This window comes from Bradyrhizobium sp. Crot121 (genome assembly GCF_059512385.1).
The window spans coordinates 49,034-64,279 of the sequence record NZ_JCAMOR010000013.1 but is presented as its reverse complement, the minus strand read 5'-3'; the positions used below and the strand labels follow the sequence as shown (position 1 = coordinate 64,279).

Below are 15,246 nucleotides of genomic sequence, written 5' to 3'. Positions count from 1 at the left end.
CTTGCCCCTCACTCCGGATTGTTGAAAGCCATGGCCAAAGCCGTCGCCAAGTCCAAGAAAGCAGCAGAGAAAAGCGCAGCGAAATCAAAGCCATCCGCCCCGGCCCGCAAGGCCGCCCCGGCGGCGCGAAAGGCGCTGAAGAAGAGCGCGCCAAAGGTGGCGGCAAAAGCTCCCGCCAAGGCTCCTGTTGCCAAGGCTCCTGTTAAGGCTGCTGCTAAGGCCCCCGCCAAGCCGGTGGCAAAATCCGTGACGAAAGCGCCGGCGTCAAAGCCGGCCGCGGCGGCGATCAAGCCCAACAAGTGGGTCTTCACCTTCGGCGACGGCAAGGCCGAGGGCAAAGCCGAGATGCGTAATCTGCTCGGCGGCAAGGGCGCCAACCTCGCCGAGATGGCCAATCTGGGCCTGCCGGTGCCGCCCGGCTTCACGATCCCGACCTCGGTCTGCACCTATTTCTACGAACACGAGAAGACCTATCCGAAGGAGCTGAAGACGCAGGTCGAGAAGGCGCTCGATTATGTCGGCAAGCTGACTGGCAAGATCTTCGGCGACGCCAAGAACCCGCTTTTGGTCTCGGTCCGTTCTGGCGCGCGGGCCTCGATGCCGGGCATGATGGACACCGTGCTCAATCTCGGGTTGAACGACCAGACCGTGGAGGCGCTGGCCGATCTCTCCGGCGACCGCCGCTTTGCCTATGACAGCTACCGCCGCTTCATCACGATGTATTCGGACGTGGTGCTCGGCTTCGAGCACCATCACTTCGAAGACATCCTCGACACCTTCAAGGACAGCCAGGGCTATTCGCTGGACACCGACCTTACCGGCGACGACTGGGTCGAGCTGGTCGGCAAGTACAAGGAAGCGGTGGAGCGCGAGACCGGCCATCCGTTCCCGCAGGATCCGCACGACCAGCTATGGGGCGCGATCGGCGCGGTGTTCTCCTCGTGGATGAACGCGCGCGCGGTCACCTACCGCAAGCTGCACGACATTCCGGAGTCCTGGGGCACTGCCGTCAATGTGCAGGCGATGGTGTTTGGCAATATGGGCGAGACGTCGGCGACCGGTGTCGCCTTCACCCGCAATCCCTCGACCGGCGAGAGCAAGCTCTACGGCGAATTCCTGATCAACGCGCAGGGCGAGGACGTCGTGGCTGGCATCCGCACGCCGCAGGACATCACCGAGTACGCGCGTCAGGAGAGCGGCTCCGACAAGCCCTCGATGGAAACCGCGATGCCCGACGCTTTCAAGGAGCTGACGCGGATCTACACGCTGCTCGAAAAGCACTACCGCGACATGCAGGACATGGAGTTCACGGTCGAAGAGGGCAAGCTGTGGATGCTGCAGACCCGCGGCGGCAAGCGCACCGCGAAGGCGGCGCTGCGCATCGCCGTCGAGCTCGCCAATGAGGGCCTGATCTCGAAAGAAGATGCGGTGACGCGGATCGATCCGGCCTCGCTCGATCAATTGCTGCACCCGACCATCGATCCGGCGGCGACGCGCGATATCATCTGCACCGGCCTGCCGGCTTCGCCGGGTGCGGCGTCCGGCGAGATCGTGTTCTCCTCCGACGAAGCTGCCAAGCTGCAGGCTGACGGCCGCAAGGTCATTCTCGTCCGTGTCGAGACCAGCCCAGAAGACATCCACGGCATGCACGCGGCCGAGGGCATCCTGACCACCCGCGGCGGCATGACCTCACATGCCGCGGTGGTGGCGCGCGGCATGGGCAAGCCCTGCGTCTCCGGCTGCGGCGCCATCCGCGTCGACTATGGCCGCGGCACGATGAGCGTGGGCTCGCGCACCTTCAAGGCGGGTGACGTCATCACCATCGATGGCGGCATCGGCCAGGTGCTGGCCGGGCGCATGCCGATGATCGAGCCGGAGCTGTCGGGCGAGTTCGGCACGCTGATGGGCTGGGCCGATGCCGTCCGCAAGCTCGGCGTTCGCGTCAACGGCGACACCCCTGATGATGCGCGCACCGCGGTGAAGTTCGGCGCCGAGGGCATCGGGCTCTGCCGCACCGAGCACATGTTCTTCGAGGAGACGCGCATCCGCACGGTGCGCGAGATGATCTTGTCGGAAGACGAGCAATCGCGCCGCGCCGCGCTGTCGAAGCTGTTGCCGATGCAGCGCGCCGACTTCGTCGAGCTGTTCGAGATCATGAAGGGCCTCCCCGTCACGATCCGCCTGCTCGATCCGCCGCTGCACGAGTTCCTGCCGCACACCCAGGCCGAGATCGAGGAAGTCGCGCGCGCGATGAACACCGATCCGCGCCGGCTCGCCGATCGCGCCCGCGAACTCGCCGAGTTCAACCCGATGCTCGGCTTCCGCGGCTGCCGTCTTGCGATCGCCTATCCTGAAATCGCCGAGATGCAGGCGCGCGCGATCTTCGAGGCCGCGGTCGAAGCCGGCAAGCGCACCGGCAAGGCCGTCGGCCTCGAGGTGATGGTGCCGCTGATCGCCACCAAGGCCGAGTTCGACCTGGTGAAGGCGCGGATCGACGCCACCGCGCATGCGGTGACGAAGGAGACCGGCGCCAAGCTGACCTACCAGGTCGGCACCATGATCGAGCTGCCGCGCGCCTGCCTGATGGCCGGCAAGGTCGCCGAGACCGCCGAGTTCTTCTCCTTCGGCACCAACGACCTGACCCAGACCACTTACGGCATCAGTCGCGATGACGCCGCGAGCTTCCTCGGCACCTACATCGCCAAGGGTATCCTCGAGATCGATCCCTTCATCTCGGTCGATCGCGACGGCGTCGGCGAGCTGGTCAGGATCGGCGTGGAGCGCGGCCGCAAGACGCGTCCCAACCTCAAGGTCGGCATCTGCGGCGAGCACGGCGGCGATCCCGCTTCCGTCGCGTTCTGCCACGAGGTCGGGCTCGACTATGTCTCGTGCTCGCCCTATCGCGTGCCGATCGCGCGTCTGGCCGCAGCGCAAGCGGCGCTCGGCAAGGCGATCGCGAGCCAGGCGTGACGCTTAGCGCCGGCTGACAACTAAGAGCATCTCGTCATGCCCGGGCCTGTCCCGGGCATCCACGTTTTGGACGCGCAGAAGGACCTGGATGGCCGGGACAGGCCCGGCCATGACGACGGTCGCGGGAATGGAGCGCGGCAACGCGCGCTGCCAAGGGAAAACGCATTACAGGCGTAACCCAACTTTCCGCGTGCTGAAATCGAACTGTAACCCGCGCTCACAATCCTGTGCCAGTAGAGTGAGGTTGGTATGGGATGCTTCAGATTGTTTGTGCGTATTCAATTGAGATCAGCGCAGCGACGGCGCGATGGCGGGCGAGCGTCAGGATTGGGGCCTGATGGGAAGTGACCCTTCTATCCCGGCTGCTTGTGCTGGTGGCTGTCGCTCTGCTGCCGGCAATAGCGATCCAAGCGTATAATGAATTCGACCTGCGTCGCGCGCGCCAAATCGAGGTGCAGAACCAGGCGCTCAATCTGGCTGAACTTGCCGCCGCGGAGCAACGGCAGATCGTTCAGGGAATTCATCAGGTCCTGATCACGCTGTCGGAGCTTCCGTCGATCAGGGCGAAGGACAGCGAGTCCTGCAATGCCTATATGGGCGCTATCAAGCAGCGATTCCCGGCTTTTCTCACCCTTGTCGTCACCGATTTGAACGGCGTCACGTTCTGCACTCCCGACAATAATCGCAAGCCGGTCGATGTCTCGGGCAGGGCCTATTTCGCAAACTTGCGGAAAACCGGCGCATTCTCCGTCGGCGAGTTCTCGCTGGGCCTGTCATCGGGTCGAAAGGCCATCCAGTTTGCGTTGCCCTTCTACGAACAGGACGGGCAGATGGGGGGTGCCATCATCGCAACCCTCAGCCTGGATTGGCTCGCCGACTACATTGCGCGAAAGGGCGCTCCGGCGGGAGCTGCGCTCGGAATCATGGACCGCAATGGGAGGTATCTTGCCCGCTATCCCGACAACGCGCACTTTGTCGGGCGGACCCTGAGCGAAGGGCATGAACCGCACCTTGAGAAATCGGGTGCGGCCGACATCACTGAGCTGGACGGCGTGGAGCGGATCGTCGGCTATGCAGCCCTGCCGGATAGTTCCGGAGGCCTTCTCATCAGCTTCGGCCTGGACAAGGACCGGGCATTCACCGCAATCCAGCACGGCACGCAGCGCGGCGTCTTCCTGATCATCCTGAGTACCGCGCTGGTGCTGATCCTGACATCCTTGGGCGCCCGTCGGTTCATCCGTCGCCCGCTTGGGCAATTGGTCGACGCTGCCAACCGATGGCGGCTCGGCGATTTTACCCGGCGGGTCGATATCCATGGCACTTCCGAAATCGCGCGGGTCGCCGATGCATTCAACACCATGGCCGATGCGCTGGAACACCGCGAGCAGGAATTGTCCGACGCGAGGAAGAAAGCGGAGGAAGCCGCGGCCCGGATCACGATGATCTTCGAGAGCACCACCGACAGCGTGCTGATCATCGATCAGGACTGGCGCCTCACCTATCTCAACGGACCCGCCTGGACAGACCTTGCGGAAGGACAGGATGTCAGGGGTCTGACGTTGTCGGAAGCATTTCCGGACGCCGACGACCTCGATATCACCAACCAGATCCTGGAGGTGACGTCGACGCAGCGACCGGCATTCCTCGAAGTGTTCTGCACGCGTCGACAGGTCTGGTACGCAGTCAATGCGTTTCCCTCCAGCCAGGGTCTTGCGATCTTTCTCCGCGACATCACCGATCACAAGCATGCGGTGGAGGCGCGCCGGCTGATCGAGGAGCAATTCCACCAGAGCCAGAAGATGGAGTCGGTCGGTCAGCTCACCGGCGGTATCGCGCACGACTTCAACAATCTGCTCACGGTGGTCGCGAACAGCCTCGACCTCATCGAGGATGCCGCCGACATCGGCAAGGTCCGGCAGTATGCCGCGGCGGCGCGTCGCGCCACCCAGCGAGGCGAGAAGCTGACGTCGCAGCTTCTGGCCTTCTCGCGGCGCCAGATACTGAATCCAAAACTGGTCAACGCGAATCAGCTCATCGCCGAATTCCAGGGGCTGATCCAGCAAGCGGTCGGAGGAGGATGCGAGGTCAGGCTGCGGACCGACGAGCAATTGTGGCTGTGCCATGTCGATCCTTCATCGCTGGAAACCGCTCTCCTCAATCTTGCACTGAATGGGCGCGACGCGATGCCGGACGGCGGCGTGCTCGAGATCGAGACGCGGAATGTCGAACTGGAGCAGGGGGCCGTGGACGAGTGTCGGGCCGGACAGTATGTCAGGCTGGCGGTCACGGATTCCGGCTGCGGGATGCCGCCCGAAGTGCGCGAAAGGATCTTCGAGCCTTTCTTCACGACCAAGGAAGTCGGCAAGGGGACCGGGCTCGGCCTCAGCATGGTCTACGGCTTCGTTCGACAGTCCGGCGGGCACGTCACTGTCGAAAGCACGCCGGGAGCAGGGACTACGGTCGCGCTGTACCTGCCCAAGGCCGACAAGGCGCCGGAGGCGCCGGTGCAGGAACGGAAGCCGCGAGCCATACCAGGAGGTTCGGAGCGGATCCTCGTCGTCGACGACAATGAGGATCTGCTCGAGGTCACCGCGGCGATGTTGAACTCGTTCGGCTACGAAGTTGTCTGCGCCCGCAACGGGCTTGAGGCCCTGAACACGTTGAGGAGCGACGGGCACTTCGCGCTCCTGTTCAGCGACATCGTGATGCCGAGCGGCATGAATGGCATCGAGCTGGCGCGCGAAGCGAAGCGGCTGTGCAAGGACATCAAGATCCTGCTCACCTCCGGTTATGCCGGCGATGCATTGGAACGGCATCACGCCGTGGACGAGTTTCCGATCATCGAGAAACCCTTCCATGTCGCGGACCTTGCCCGGCGCCTGCAGACACTCCTGCACGAAGACTAGAGCACTTTCGGTTCTGATGGAATCAGAACCGAAGCTCTAGATTCTAGTTTTGACGCGTTTTCTTTACGCGAACCGGTGCCCACTTCGCTCGAAAACGCTCTAACCTCGCGTTCGCGGTCGCAAGAAATTCTTCACCATGTTCGTTGACCGTATATTTACCACTTTCGTCCGCAAGGCATTTACCAATGCATGCGTGCGTCGCGCAAAATCTCTGCGATCTCTTGTGTGTAGCGGACAAGCCACGTCGATTAACTTGGCGGCAACCTAAATTCGATACCAACAAATTTGGTCGAATTGCACGGAAGCACTGCGTTCGGTCGTTGTAAGCGTTGCGTGAGCGTATCGATGTTAGTGTTGCGTAACCATCCGAAGGGCGCACGGTTCGCGCTCTTCGGACTCGGTCTTAGCATCTTCGCATTGATGCCGACCGAGATCGGATATCAGGACATCGCGTCACTGCTTGCCCGTCAGCCCGGGGTCGCCGAGCGCTGGCAGACGCGCATGTTCTCCGCCATGGGCACGATCCAGGTCGCCGCCTACAGTTTCGGCCGACCGATCGGAACGTCCTCGCCGCAAGTTGCGACCTACCGGCTGGCGCGGCTCGACAGCCAGGGCGGCGATCTCACCGGTTCCATCACCCGCAATCCGATCGTCGCGCAGCCGCCGCGCTATGTCGCCTCCGATTTCCCCAAGGTTGATCGCACGCTGAAGGGCGATCGCCTCGCCGTCGCGCCCCCGGCTGAAGCTGCGCCCAGCGAGTCGGTGCCGGCGAGCGAAGATCCATCGACCTCGAACTTCTCCGTCCGGGGCATGAAGACCGCTGCGCGCGCGCCCGCCGAGCTCGATCCGGAATTGCAGGACGCGCTGAACGCGCCGCCATTGCCGCAATATGCGCCGTCGCAGCCGTCGGCAGCGACGGCCGCTCCCGAGACGGCGCCTCCGGCGCGCGATGCGTTCTCGCTCCAGACTTCGAGCCTGTTCTTCGGCTCGTCGCTCGGAGCACCCGAGACAATGGAGCGCTGGCAGCCGGGTGAGGAGCCGACGATCGTCGTGCCCGATGCGGCGCTGGATCCGGACATGAAGGCGATGGCCTCGCTTCCGGTCGATGCCGACGGCCCGGTGCGCGCCGGCGACATGGGCGAGAGCATCGCGCCGAAGGGCGAGGTCAATGCCGATGACCAGCACGCCAAGACGCCGGCCGAGCGGCTCGGCCTGTTCGACGAGAAATCGCGCGCCAAATCCGAAAAGTGTCTCGCCGAAGCCGTCTATTTCGAAGCGAGAGGCGAGGCGGTGCGTGGCCAGATCGCGGTGGCGCAGGTGGTGTTGAACCGCGCCTTCTCCGGCAAATATCCGACTACGGTCTGTGGCGTGGTCTACCAGAACAAGTATCGCCACTTCGCCTGCCAGTTCACCTTCGCCTGCGACAACGTCCGCGACGTGATCCGCGAACCTGACATGTGGGATCGCGCGAAAAAGATCGCCAAGGCGATGCTCGATGGCCGGCTCTGGCTGCCCGAGGTCGACAAGTCGACGCACTATCACGCCTATTGGGTGCGCCCGTCCTGGGTCAGCGAGATGAAGAAGACGTACAAGTTCGGCGTCCACACCTTCTATCGCCCGCGCGCCTGGGGCGATGGCAGCGACGCGCCGAGCTGGGGAAACCCGGCCGAGACCGCGGAGATCTCGGCAGAACTCGCCGAGGCCGCGCGAAGCTCCGCCGAGCAGGCCAGCGCGAAACGCTAGCTTCCCGAGCGATAGGTCCTGCGCCGAGACGACGAAGTCGTCATTGCGAGCGGAGCGAAGCAATCCATGCCTCCCGCGCGGCACTATGGATTGCTTCGCTTCGCTCGCAATGACGGGGGAGAGAGTTCGCATCATTTTGCAGGGCTGCCCTGCGTTGAAATTTTTTTCTCCGGCCCCCTTGGGCTTTTCATGCAGATGCATTAACTCCCCGTAACCTTTCGTCCGGCGGGTCGGGCCGCCAGTAACGCAGCATGCAGGGGGAATTGATGGCTGTGACCACCGGCGACCTTCGGCCTTCCTCCGGCGCCGATAGTTGGCGCACGCCGCTGATCATCATCATCTGCGGCTGCGCCATCGCGCTGCTCAGCTTTGGGCCGCGCTCGGCGCTCGGGTTTTTCGTGCAGCCGATGAGCCGTGAATTCTCCTGGGGCCGCGACGTCTTCGGCCTCGCGCTGGCGCTGCAGAACCTGCTCTGGGGACTGGGCCAGCCGATCGCAGGCGCGATCGCGGATCGCTTCGGCATCATGCGCGTGATGATCGTGGGCGCGCTGCTCTATGCCGCCGGCCTCTACATGATGCGTTATTCGACAACGTCGCTGTCGCTCGACATCGGCGCCGGCGTCCTGATCGGCTTCGGCCTGTCCGGCTCCTCGTTCAACCTGGTGCTGTCGGCGTTCAGCAAATTGCTGCCGCCGGAAAAGCGCGGCCTCGCGCTCGGCGCCGGCACCGCGGCGGGCTCGTTCGGTCAGTTCCTGTTCGCGCCCTTCGGCGTGGCGATGATCGACAATTTCGGCTGGCAGACTGCGCTGACTGTGTTCGCCGCGCTGATGCTTTTGATCCTGCCGCTGTCGCTTGCGATCGCAACGCCGCCAGCGGAGACGACCAACGCGCCGGCCGCAGACCAGCAGTCGTTCAAGACGGCGCTGGCGGAAGCATTCGGCCATCGCTCCTATGTGCTGCTGGTGCTCGGCTTCTTCACCTGCGGTTTCCAACTCGCCTTCATCACCGTGCACCTGCCGGCCTATCTCGTCGACCGCGGCATTCCGACCTCGACCGGCGGCTGGGTGATCGCGGCGATCGGCCTGTTCAACATCATGGGCTCGCTCGGCGTCGGCTGGCTGCAGAACTTTTTTCCCAAGCGCTACATCCTCTCAGTGATCTACTTCACCCGGGCGCTGGCGACGATTGCCTTCATCTCGTTCCCGATCACGACCTTTTCCGCGGTCGCCTTCGGCGCGGTCTCTGGCCTGACTTGGCTGTCGACGGTGCCGCCGACCTCGGCGCTGGTAGCGCTGATGTTCGGCACGCGCTGGTTCGCCACGCTCTATGGCTTCGCCTTCGTCAGCCATCAGGTCGGCGGGTTCCTGGGCGTCTGGCTCGGCGGCATCGTGTTCGAGCAGTATGGTTCCTACACGCCGATCTGGTGGCTCTCGATCCTGTTCGGTGTGCTGTCGGCGCTGATCAACCTGCCGATCGTGGAGGCCCCAGTATCGCGCCCGGTTGCGCAGCCGGCCTGATGCGATAAACAGAATCCCGCAAAAATTCGTCGTCGTGCCCGGGCTTGTCCCGGGCATCCACGTCTTTAAGGTCGAGCGAGAGCCAAGCGCGTGGATGGCCGGGTCAAGCCCGGCCATGACGGGAGACATGATCAACGCAAGTACGGGAGGGTCCATCATGGCGACGTTCAAGGCGATCAGGATCGACAAGGCGGACAAGGGAACGACCGCCGCGCTCACGCAATTCGACGACGCGGAATTGATGGATGGCGACGTCACCGTCCGCGTCGAATGGTCGACGCTGAACTACAAGGACGGCCTGGCGCTGACCGGCAAGGCGCCGGTGGTGCGGCGCTTCCCGATGATCGCCGGCATCGATCTCGCCGGCACTGTCGAGCAGTCCTCGCATCCCGACTGGAAGGCCGGCGACAAGGTCGTCTGCAACGGCTGGGGCATGGGCGAGACCCATCTCGGCGCCTATGCCGAAAAGGCGCGCGTCAAGGGCGACTGGCTGGTGCGGCTGCCTGACGGGATCTCGGCGCGCGACGCCATGGCGATCGGCACCGCAGGCTATACCGCAATGCTCTCGGTTCTGGCGCTGGAGGACCACGGGGTGACACCCAAGAGCGGCCCGATCGTGGTGACGGGGGCCGCCGGCGGGGTCGGCTCGGTCGCGACAGCCGTGCTGTCCAAGCTCGGCTATCACGTGATCGCCTCCACCGGGCGGCAAGCGGAGGCGGCCTACCTCAAGGGCCTCGGCGCCGCCGAGGTGATCGACCGCAGCGGATTGACCGTCCCGGTCAAGCCGCTGGCGAAAGAGCGCTGGGCCGGCGGCGTCGACAGCGTCGGTTCAACCACGCTCGCCAACATGCTCTCGATGACCAAGTACGGCGGCGCTGTCGCCGCGTGCGGGCTTGCGGCAGGCATGGACCTACCTTCCTCGGTCGCTCCGTTCATTTTGCGGGGAGTGTGCCTTATCGGCATCGATTCGGTGATGTGCCCGATCGAACGGCGCAAGCGCGCCTGGAGCCGCCTCGCCAGCGATTTGGACAAGGCAAAACTCGCTGATATAACTCACGAAATCGGCCTGGACGAAGCGATCTCCTATGGCCCGAAAATCCTCGCGGGCGAGGTCCGCGGCCGGATCGTGGTAAAAATAGTCTGACGGCGTTCAGAATTTACCAACCAAGCTGCTCCAATGTTGCCTTGGTTGGTATGGTAAGCAGCGGGTAAAGGCGGTGTGCCCGCGCTGGGTAAGTGGAGTGGCTCATGCTTGCGCGTCTGGTATTGGGGACGGTCGTGGCCGGCGCGATGGCCGCGCCTGCGTTGGCGGGATCGATGAGCGCCGAAGAGGCCAGGCGATTTGTCGCCGGCAAGGTATTCGCCTTCACCTGCTTTGACGGCACCCGCGGCGCGGGGCGTATCCTCGACGACATGGGCGCCGCCGGCTCGATCCAGTTCTCCGGCTCCGGCCCGATTCGCCATGTCAGGTTGCCGGGCAACACGCTGCAGGTTCGCGGTCAGGCCGTCTGTGCCTCGCTGAAAGGCCTTCCGTTCGAGCCCTGCTTCAACCTCGACAAGCGCGACGATCGCTCGTTCCGCGGCTCGGTGTCGGGCATGGGCTTTGCCTATTGCGACTTCCATCACCAGGGCGGCAAGCAGATGCTGCTGGCGCGCGCGGTGGCGCGCCCGCGCTCGCTGCGTGCGACCCGCTCGGCCGACGCCTCCCGCGCCGAAGTGTCCGCGCGCGTCGAGACGCCGCCTGTCGAGCGCACCAGGCTCGAGCCGGTGAAGCCAGAATCGGCGCAACCGGAAGGCGCGGCGGAATTGCGCCGTTCGACCGATTAGCTGGAATCACCGTCCCGCCGACTTGGTTTGATCGAGGCGACAACGTGGCGGCGAAGACCCGTAATGATACGGGCTCGCGAATTCATGGCTTGGTAGCGTCTAATCTCCTAATCTCCACCAGGACGGCCGGGGGTGGGCGCAACAACCGAGTTCCACATGCCGCAATATTTCTTCAGGATCAGCCATGGTCGCTTCGCGGGCGCGTCCGATCAGGGGTCGGAATTCGAAAGCCGTGAGGCCGCATGGGCCGAGATGACCAAGGTCAGCGGCAATCTTCTCGGCAGCATCGCACGCAGCCTCAAGCAGGACGCCGAGTGGCAGATGGAGCTGATCGACGAGAGCAAGAAGCCCGTGTTCAGAATCCGCCTGATCGCGGAGTCGATTGGTTAGAACTGACTTTTGTTTGATTCGGTGCGGCCGCGGTGTTCACCTCTCCCATAGGGAGAGGCATAGGCAGCCTTCGGCGGCCGTTACTAAGACACGCCGAAGCGTAGCTTCGGCTACGGCGCAGCGCCGGGTGAGGGGTTATAGTCTCTCGACGGAGCTCTTCCCCCTCACCCGGATCGCATTCCGCTGCGCTGCATGCGATCCGACCTCTCCCCGATGGGGAGAGGTAAGGTACTTCCGATCTGATCTCATCGCACTTTAGCTTGGCCGCGCGAATCGTTGCGCCATAGCCAGACTGAGAGCGGGCGGGTGCGTCCGCGGATGAGCGTCTCGCGTGGGCCGGTGAGCGTGCCGCTCTCGAACAAGGCGGAGGCGGGGCCGGTCCGTTGCAAGAGGTCGTCGCTGAGCGCGAGTGGCGTGCCTTCCTTGGCCGCAACCTCCATCAGACGGCTCGCCACGTTCACGGTATCGCCGGTCGCGGTGATGTGCTGATAGCTGCCGCCGAGCCGCGAGGCGACGATCGGCCCGTAATGCGCGCCCACCTTGAAGCCGATCCGCGGCGCCATCGTTCCCGGCAACGAATTGATCCATTGCGCGACGCGGTTGCAGAGCGTGACTGCGCAGTGCGCGGCCTTGCGCGCATCGTCTTCGGTTGCTTCCGGCAGGCCGAACAGGATCATGGCGCCGTCGCCGAGGAAGCTCGTGATGATCCCGCTGTGCAACTCGACCTCCTCGTCGACGAGGGTGTGAAAATCTTTCAGCAGCGCAAGCCCCGCGTCGATATCGAGCGTCTCGCTCAATGCCGTGAAGCCCGAGAGGTCGATGAAGATCACCGCCGCATCCTGGTGCCGCGGCTCCAGCAGGAACGCCGGATTGGCGGTCAGCCATCTGTTGAGCGCCGGTGCCTGGAATTGCTGCAGCAGGTCGCTCTTGACCGCGAAATAGTGCGCCTGCCGCCGATTGAGCCAAAGCTGGATCGACCCGAACAGGATTGCCGGCGGCGCGGCGGCGGCAATCGGCAATGCCGCGCTGAGCCAGATGCCGTGCGAAAATGCGACGTAGTTCATGACAGCCCAGATCGCCACGAGCGCCGCGATCGAGAGCAGGCCGGCTGCGCTGCGCCGCCACGCCAGCAAGCCAACGATCGCAAGCGTGAGCGCCGCCGCCAGGATTGCGTCGGCCAGGCGTATCGACCGATTGCGCAGGATGCCGCCGCCGGTCATCAGGTGATCGATCGCGGTCGCGACGATCTCGACACCAGGCATCACGGGATCGAACGGCGTCGGAAACACGTCGCCGCCGCCCGTCACAGTCGCACCAATGACGACGACGCGGTCGCGGATAGCCGGTTGCGCGACCTCGCCGTCGAGCACCGATGCGGCACTCACCGTCGGTACCGTGCCGCGAGGGCCGTAATAGGCGAGCGGCAGCACATGATCGATGTCAGTCGGAATGCTCTGACCCGCGAGGCGAACGCTGTCCGGCTCGATCACCGGATCGTGGCCTGCGGCCAGCGCTACGACGCGCAGCGGAAACGCCAGCTCGACTTTGTCGCTGGTGCGGACCAGCAAGGGAATGCCGCGCGGCGTGCCCGATTTGTCGGTGGTCAGGTTGACGACGCCGACAACAGCATGTTCCGCGAACGCTGGCAGTGGGCGCAGGAATCTCTCCGCCCGCGGCAGCCGCGCGAGCGGGCTCTTGTCATCCGCCTCCAGCATCTGGATCGCATCGGGAAACACGGCGGCAGCGGCAATGGCGGAAGGGCGCTTTGCGAGCGCTTGCGCCAGCGCCGCATCGCCGCCGTCCTTGCCCTGGTCAAGGAGCAAGAGATCGACTGCGATCGCGCGCGGTGCGTAGCTCCCAACCTTCTCGATGATCGCGGCGAGGTCGGCGCGCGGCAGCGGATAGCCGCCTCGCTTGGCGACTGTCTCATCGTCGATGGCAACGATCGTGACGAGATCGGGCGCCGCGCGCTCACCGCGTGCCGATAGGCGCAGGTCGGTCAGCGCGCCTTCGGCGCGATCGAGGAATTGAACGTCACCGTTCCAGTAGCCTATTCCCAGCGCGGCCGCCCAGACGAGTGAGAGCAGAAGCGCGATCGATGTTTGAGGGATCCGGCCGCTCACCAAGGATCATTGCCCGAGGCGCGCGAGCAGCGCATCGACGCGCGGCTGCCCCCAGCGCTTGACCGTCAGCGGCTCGTTTCCCGGATCGACGTCGACGCCTTCGCCCGGACCAAGCACCACCTGGTTTCCGCCCCGTGGCCGGCGCACCGCGACCCGGCCCTGCAGCACGAGCACTGATGTCCTCGCCTCCTGCACATCGACCGCCCATTTGGTCCCGCGCACGGCGGCAATCGCTTGTGGCGTGTTGACGCGAAAGCGATTCTTGCCGCGCATTTTGGCATCGTCGAGCAGCAGTGCCTTGCTCTGCAGATCGACTGCCATGGCGCTGCCATCGTGGCCTTGCAGCGTAAACCTCGCGCCGTCCTCGGCGACGATGATGAGGCCGTCGTGGCAGACCAGGATCTGCGTTCCTCGCGCGCCCGCCTGCGATGGACAAGTCGCGGCCATCGTCTGCGCTGCCGCAGGCTGGATCGCAAGTGTTGCGCAGATGATCGCCAAGCTCGCCAGCCGCGCGAGCGCTCCCGCAATGTCTCGGTGCAAAACGCTCCCCTCGTTAAAATGGTCAATCGCTGCAATATAGCTCTTTGAAGCGCACACTATGTCTAGAAAATGTCTGCCCGGGTGCAGTGCAATGGCGCGAGCCGACGCGACAACTCGTCATGCACAAAGTCATGCACAAAGTCGCGTCACAGGGGCGTGATGTCAGGCACGCCCCGAGGCAGGCGCGCGGGCGTGATAAAGAACCTGCCGATTTATCCCGTCTGCCCTCGGTCAGTCCGGCGTGAACAGCGCCTTGCCGCGATTCCTCTGCGCCGCCGACACGGCTTCGGGGATTTGCGAAAAACGGTAGGTACCTTCGACCGGCGCGCTGATCGCGCCCGAGGCCACCAGCGGCGCCAGGTGTTCGTACATCGCGCTGACGTGCGCGGCGGTGGCGCTGTTGAACCAGTTGGCGAGCCAGAAGCCGCGCATCGCGATGTCGCGGAAGATGAAGGGCTGTGCCGGACCGACGAAGGGCTTGCCGCTGATTGCGCTGTAGAACACCAGCACGCCCTTCGGCGCCAGGCACGTAATCAGATTCATCGTCGCGGTATCGGCGACGCCATCGATGGCGAGCGCGATCGGCGCACCGGCGGTCTCGGCGGCGACGCGCTTGTTGAGGTCGGGTCCGTCGACCAGCACGACGTCGCTGCCGCTCGCCTTGAGATCAGCCACGACTTCCTCGCGTCTGACGATATTGACCGTCTTCAATCCAAGCGATTTCGCGATCCCGGTCACCGCGCGGCCGACGCCGGAATTGGCTGCGTTCTGGATCACCCACGCGCCGGGAGCCAATGTGGCGAACTCGGTGAGCAGCAGGTAAGCCGTTGCGGGATTGATGCCGAGCATCGCCAGTTGCAGCGGATCGCCGTCGGGAAGCGCCCGCAGCCTGCTGGCGTCAGCCTTGATGCGCTCTGCCCAGGCCGGCGAGGGATAGGGGATGAGAGTGCGGTCGCCCTGCTTGAGATGCTTGACGCCACGACCGACCGCCACGACGCGGCCGACACCCTCCGTTCCGACGATGCTCGGCAGCTTCGGGCGGTAGCCGTAGCGGCCCGAGATCATCAGGAGGTCGCTCATGTTGATGGGCGAAGCCTCCAGCGCGATCACGACTTCGCCGTCGCCGGGAGCGCCGACATCGGGGACGTCGACGAGCCTCATAACATCGGCGGGATTGCCGAATGCTTCGATCTGGATCGCCTTCATGGCAATGGTCTCCGCTGTTATGTA

General features: G+C 64.4%; 10 protein-coding genes. 7 read left to right on the top strand and 3 right to left on the bottom strand.

The genetic code is table 11. The annotated features are described in order from the left end of the window. Positions 1 to 30 precede the first annotated feature (30 nt). From ppdK to AC5ZGW_RS14525, 7 genes are all read left to right on the top strand, one after another. Positions 31 to 2,970, top strand: a complete 2,940-nt coding sequence (gene ppdK, locus AC5ZGW_RS14555; protein WP_165435187.1) for a pyruvate, phosphate dikinase — start codon at positions 31 to 33, stop codon at positions 2,968 to 2,970. Positions 2,971 to 3,314: 344 nt separating this feature from the next. Further along, the gene (locus tag AC5ZGW_RS14550) at positions 3,315 to 5,876 is read left to right on the top strand and encodes an ATP-binding protein (protein ID WP_130225592.1); all 2,562 of its coding nucleotides are present in this window, start codon (positions 3,315 to 3,317) and stop codon (positions 5,874 to 5,876) included. A gap of 345 nt (positions 5,877 to 6,221) precedes the next feature. Next, entirely contained in the window at positions 6,222 to 7,619 is a 1,398-nt protein-coding gene (locus AC5ZGW_RS14545; RefSeq protein WP_130225591.1) for a cell wall hydrolase, read from the top strand. A gap of 266 nt (positions 7,620 to 7,885) precedes the next feature. After that, positions 7,886 to 9,136: an MFS transporter gene (locus AC5ZGW_RS14540; protein ID WP_130225590.1), complete on the top strand. Its 1,251-nt coding sequence runs from the start codon at positions 7,886 to 7,888 to the stop codon at positions 9,134 to 9,136. Positions 9,137 to 9,293: 157 nt separating this feature from the next. After that, positions 9,294 to 10,280: an acrylyl-CoA reductase (NADPH) gene (gene acuI / locus AC5ZGW_RS14535; protein WP_130225589.1), complete on the top strand. Its 987-nt coding sequence runs from the start codon at positions 9,294 to 9,296 to the stop codon at positions 10,278 to 10,280. A gap of 104 nt (positions 10,281 to 10,384) precedes the next feature. Further along, the gene (locus AC5ZGW_RS14530) at positions 10,385 to 10,963 is read left to right on the top strand and encodes a hypothetical protein (RefSeq protein WP_028166913.1); all 579 of its coding nucleotides are present in this window, start codon (positions 10,385 to 10,387) and stop codon (positions 10,961 to 10,963) included. A gap of 156 nt (positions 10,964 to 11,119) precedes the next feature. Continuing rightward, the gene (locus tag AC5ZGW_RS14525; RefSeq protein ID WP_028166914.1) at positions 11,120 to 11,353 is read left to right on the top strand and encodes a DUF6894 family protein; all 234 of its coding nucleotides are present in this window, start codon (positions 11,120 to 11,122) and stop codon (positions 11,351 to 11,353) included. Between the two features lie 245 nt (positions 11,354 to 11,598). On the opposite strand, the gene AC5ZGW_RS14520 is transcribed toward AC5ZGW_RS14525, so the two are convergent. The 3 genes from AC5ZGW_RS14520 to AC5ZGW_RS14510 form a co-directional block, all read right to left on the bottom strand. Further along, positions 11,599 to 13,476, bottom strand: a complete 1,878-nt coding sequence (locus AC5ZGW_RS14520; RefSeq protein WP_245474682.1) for a CHASE2 domain-containing protein — start codon at positions 13,474 to 13,476, stop codon at positions 11,599 to 11,601. Between the two features lie 6 nt (positions 13,477 to 13,482). Further along, positions 13,483 to 14,016 carry a FecR domain-containing protein gene (locus AC5ZGW_RS14515; RefSeq protein ID WP_456645801.1) on the bottom strand — a complete coding sequence of 178 codons (534 nt, stop codon included), beginning with the start codon at positions 14,014 to 14,016 and terminating at the stop codon, positions 13,483 to 13,485. Positions 14,017 to 14,247: 231 nt separating this feature from the next. Continuing rightward, entirely contained in the window at positions 14,248 to 15,222 is a 975-nt protein-coding gene (locus tag AC5ZGW_RS14510; RefSeq protein WP_130225587.1) for a zinc-dependent alcohol dehydrogenase family protein, read from the bottom strand. Positions 15,223 to 15,246 lie beyond the last annotated feature (24 nt).